General features: G+C 58.3%; 3 protein-coding genes and 1 pseudogene. 3 read left to right on the forward strand and 1 reads right to left on the reverse strand.

The window, feature by feature from the left end; translation table 11 throughout:
- Nucleotides 1-1444: potassium transporter Kup (locus tag NKJ04_RS33445; RefSeq protein ID WP_352680101.1), on the reverse strand; the 1444-nt coding region annotated here is incomplete at its 3' end.
- Between the two features lie 443 nt (nucleotides 1445-1887).
- Here NKJ04_RS33445 and NKJ04_RS33450 point away from each other — a divergent pair.
- The 3 genes and pseudogenes from NKJ04_RS33450 to virD4 form a co-directional block, all read left to right on the forward strand.
- Nucleotides 1888-2157 (forward strand): annotated as a pseudogene (locus NKJ04_RS33450) (integrase core domain-containing protein); the annotation flags it as partial.
- A gap of 301 nt (nucleotides 2158-2458) precedes the next feature.
- Complete coding sequence (locus NKJ04_RS33455) at nucleotides 2459-3235, forward strand: hypothetical protein (RefSeq protein WP_245260339.1); 777 nt, start codon at nucleotides 2459-2461, stop codon at nucleotides 3233-3235.
- Between the two features lie 247 nt (nucleotides 3236-3482).
- Nucleotides 3483-5119: type IV secretion system ATPase VirD4 (virD4, locus tag NKJ04_RS33460; protein ID WP_352679874.1), on the forward strand; the 1637-nt coding region annotated here is incomplete at its 3' end.

Below are 5119 nucleotides of genomic sequence, written 5' to 3' on the forward strand. Positions count from 1 at the left end.
GATTGCCGGCGAGGAAATCGAGCGGGATTTCGTTGCGGCGGGTCTTGTCGAACAGATAGCGGCTGCCGCGCACCCAGGTCCACATAGCCAGCACAATGGTGAAGGCCACCGCCAGCGAAGCCCAGCCACCCTCGAACACTTTGACGATGTTGGAGGCAAAAAAGCCGACATCGATGAAGCCGAACAGCGCCGTCATGGCGACCGCCACCCACAGCCGCCATTTCCAGATCCGGGTCATGACGACGAACAGCAGCACCGTCGTCACCAGCATGTTGCCGGTCACCGAGATGCCATAGGCGGAGGCGAGCTTGCTCGATTCGCCGAAACCGACGACCAGCAGCATCACCGCCAGCGCCAGCAACAGATTGACGCGCGGCATGTAGATCTGGCCCGACTGCTTCTCCGAGGTGTGCAGGATTTCCAGGCGCGGCAGCATATTGAGCTGCACCGCCTGCCGGGTCAGCGAGAAGGCGCCGGAGATGACCGCCTGGCTGGCGATGACAGTCGCGGCCGTCGCCAGCACGACCATCGGGATCAGCGTCCAGCCTTCGTTCATCTCGAAGAATGGATGGCCGACGACGCCATTCTTGGCCAGCACGAAGGCGCCTTGCCCGGCATAATTGAGCAGCAGGCAGGGAAACACGATCGCCAGCCAGGCCAGCACGATCGGCTTGCGGCCGAAATGGCCGAGATCGGCATAGAGTGCTTCGGCGCCGGTGACGGCGAGGAAGATGGCGCCGATGGTCACGAAAGCGACGTCGGGCGAATTGATCAGAAACGCGACGATGTAGTGCGGGCTCACCGCCCACAGGATTTCCGGATCGGCGATGATGTGGTTGAGCCCGGAAAGGCCAATTGCCAGGAACCACACCGCCGTCACCGGGCCGAACACCAATCCTACCCCGCCCGTGCCGAAGCGCTGCACCGCAAACACCATGGTAAGAATGACCAGTGTCAGCGGCACGACATAGGGCTGGAAGGTCGGCGTGACGACATTCATGCCCTCAACCGCCGACAGCACCGATATCGCCGGTGTGATGACGGCATCACCGAAGAAAAGCGATGCCCCGACGATGCCGATGCCGAGCATCAGCGCCGAGCGCTTGGGGAAACTGCCGCGCGCCAGCGCCATCAGCGACAGCACGCCGCCCTCGCCGCCGTTATCGGCGCGCAGCACGAACATGATGTACTTGATGGTGACGATGATCGTCAGCGACCAGATGATCAATGACAAAACGCCGAGGATATCGCCGCGCTCGGCGACATTGCCGCCCGACGACGCCACCAGCGCCTCACGGAACGCGTAGATCGGGCTGGTGCCAATATCGCCATAGACAACGCCGAGCGCGCCTAGCATCAGCACCTCGGGGCTTTGCTGTTCGATTGCCGGATGGCTCGACTGTTCGACGGGTTCTGCCTCGCTACCAGTATTGGTAAGGACCATGGACGACACTCCGATAAGGGGCGGCCCTCTACCTTTGCTGCACTGCAATATCAAGTGCCGCGACGTAATGGCTCCGTATGCGGACCGCATTTGTTGCCGCACCGGCGGATTGTCTCATACGAAACCACGATCCCGCTCCCGGGCCATTTCCTCGACGAGACACAGGCCAAGGGGACCTGAAGGAGGGCCAGACCGGATGGGCGATGATCTGCGGCAGGAAACGATGGCGCTGCTTGTAGCTGACGGCATGTCTTTCTCCTTTGTGTGTCTGCCAGACGAGCGGGCGGGCACGGAAGTGGTCGCGCTCTGGCTGCCAGACATACTCGTCCAACCTGATGAAAACCTGACTTGTACACCCAGCCCAAACAGGTGCGAGGGGTCGGTCTATTACCAAAGGCTCTGAGGGCTGATTCTCTAGGGTTCGGCATTCAATACACCGAGCGCTTGCGGAGGCCGGCGTCGAACCCGCAGTGGGCAGTGTCGGCGACTCTTTCGATAATGCTCTCGCGGAAACGATCAACGGTCTTTACAAGGCCGAGGTGATCCATCGACGCGGACCCTGGCGCTCATTCGAGGCCGTCGAGTTCGCCACGCTCGAATGGGTCGACTGCTTCAACAATCGCTGGCTGCTGGAGCCCATCGGCAACATCCCGCCGGCCGAAGCCGAGGAACGCTACTACGGCATGTTGGATGAACCAGCCATAGCCGCGTGACTCAAACGAAACGGCCACCGGAATGCCCGGGGCAGTTCACATCGCATTTGATGCCAGCTTCATCGTATTTTCTTCGGCTTGGACGGGCACTTGGCAGACCCACAGAGCTGGGAACCCTTTGCCATACTACAACTGTAACATCATATCGGTTTAGCAGGTCAAGCTTTGGTGGTAACCTCATTGGGTAGAATAACTACTTTGGAGGCGAGCAATGGATCGCGATAACAAACGGGCACGTGCAGCTGCAAGATCATCTCAAGGCGTGGGGAGCAGTAGCCTCCGTGACGTTCCAGAGGGGCCATTGAGCGATGTTGCAGAACGGCTGGTAACCGCTAACCCGCGCGATACAGCGCGAAATCTTGGGGGCTTCAAAGGCCTCGGGACGCACGAGCGAACAGCCGTTCGGGGCACTCAACCCGGGCCAGAAACTGACCTCGCGAGATTTGAAAGGCGGACCAATCGTCTTGGACGATCAGCCATCGATCTGGCCGCGACATTAACAGCCGAATTGGGGTACAGCACGGATGACATAGCATTGCAGAAAGTCGGAGCGGCCAGTAATCTAGGCGATTACCTAACGCCAGGGCTGCAAGATGCTATTGTTAATCGCATTGGCAACATGGATCCGCCGTCGCAAGCTCTCGGAGCTTATTACGTTGCGCCACACTTCAGTAAGTTTACTGACGAAAACAAATCTCGCATTCTTGATCAGGCCATTGGATTGGCTTCTTCTGATCCGGATGGCAATGTCAGGATGATGGCATCCAATGCTATTCTCAACATGTATCAACAGTTAGACGCAAACCAACAGGCCCAAGCTCACTCAGTTTTTCCCGGCATGCAAGACATCTTGCCGCACATGCCGCCGCCGCAGCATGCAGCAGAGGAACGGAGTGCGAATCTGGACGGCCACATAGCAGGTATTGAGGCTGCAGTCCGTGATACAGTAGGCCCGCAAACCTCGTATGAACAGCTGCAGCGGGGTGCTCAAATCGGGCGGTCCATAAACCACGCCTTCAATCACGCCCGAGAGGACCTAATGGAGGCCACCAGAAGCAGAGATCGCTCCGGCCGTTGAGGTCTCGGCCATGGTACAGTGACGCTTTCTCTCCCGAATTCCGTTTACGGCCTTGCCGTTTCCAATTCGCTGGCCGTTGACGTACCTGCTTAGTGTAACTTTCAAAAACCACGTCTGCCGGGTGATGCGCTGCAAGCATCGCACCACCCGCTGCGGCATCGATCTGTCGAGCGGCGACATCGCGCGACGCCGGTTCGGTCTCTGAAGCACGCGCAGCATTAGCTACGGCTAATCCGGCAATGGAACAATGCTTTCAACAAAAACGACGCCCCCCAACATAGCCATTAGCATCGCGTGCTCACTCGCCGTGGGCTTCTGTGCGGCAAGTCTTTACGCAACCTTCCGCCACGGCGGCAGCGGCGAGGCTCTGATGGCGTTTGATGTCCGTGCCTTTTGGTTTGAGACGCCCTTCTATTTGGGTTTCGCAACCCCCGTTTTCTATCGGGGCGCGGCTATCGTGCTCTCGACGTCCGCGGTCGTCTTGCTGATTCAGCAGATCGTATTGCGCCGCAAGCTCGAACACCACGGGACGGCTCGTTGGGCTCGAGTGGATGAAATGCGACGCACGGGATATCTGCGACGATACCGTGGCGTGACAGGGCCGGTGTTTGGGAAGACAAGTGGCCCTTTCTGGCCTGGCTACTACCTGACCAATGGCGAGCAGCCTCACAGCCTCATCGTTGCACCGACCCGCGCTGGCAAGGGCGTCGGCATAGTCATTCCAACGCTACTTACATTCAAAGGCTCGGTGATAGCTCTGGACGTCAAGGGGGAGCTCTTTGAGCTCACCTCGAGGGCGCGCAAAGCCGCAGGTGACGACGTGTTTAAATTCGCGCCGCTGGATTCGGAGCGGCGCACAAACTGCTACAATCCGCTGTTGGATCTTATAGCGTTGCCTCCACAGCAGCAATTCACCGAAGCCCGCCGCTTGGCCGCAAACCTGATTACGGCCAAGGGGGAGGGCGCGGAAGGTTTCGTCAGCGGCGCGCGAGATATCTTTGTCGCGGGAATCCTTGCCTGCATCGAGCGGGGCACGCCAACAATCGGCGCCGTCTATGACCTCTTCGCCCAGCCGGGGGAGAAGTTTAAGCTCTTCGCGCGACTCGCCATGGAGACCCAGAACAAAGAGGCACAACGCATCTTCGACGACATGGCGGGGAACGATACGAAAATCCTAACCTCCTACACTTCCGTGCTCGGCGATGGCGGGCTCAACCTGTGGGCGGATCCCGCTGTAAAGGCGGCCACAAGTCGCTCGGACTTTTCGGTCTATGATCTTCGCCGTCGCAGAACGTGCATCTATCTTTGCGTTGGTCCGAACGACCTTGAGGTGATCGCGCCTCTGATACGCTTGTTTTTTCAGCAAATCGTTTCAATTCTGCAGCGGTCGCTGGCCCGCCGGGATGAAAAGCACGAGGTTCTCTTCCTGCTCGACGAGTTCAAGCACTTGGGTAAGCTGGAAGCGATCGAGACCGCAATCACGACTATCGCGGGCTACAAGGGGCGTTTCATGCTCATCATCCAAAGCCTTTCGGCACTGACGGGGGCTTATGGAGAGGCTGGCAAGCAGAATTTTCTCAGCAATACCGGACTGCAAGTGTTCATGGCCACGGCTGATGACGAGACTCCGAACTACATTTCCAAGGCCATCGGTGAATACACGTTTGAAGCCAAATCGATTTCCCACAGCCAGGCGCGAACGTTCGACTGGACCATTCAGAATTCACATCAAGGTGCACCGCTATTGCGTCCCGAACAGGTTCGGCTGCTCGATGACGACTACGAGATTGTTCTCATCAAAGGTCTGCCACCATTAAAATTGAGGAAGGTGCGATATTTTTCGGATCGCATTCTGAAACGCATCTTTGAAAGCCAGACAGGCGC

The organism is Mesorhizobium sp. M0618 (genome assembly GCF_040320765.1).
Classification (GTDB): Bacteria; Pseudomonadota; Alphaproteobacteria; order Rhizobiales; family Rhizobiaceae; genus Mesorhizobium.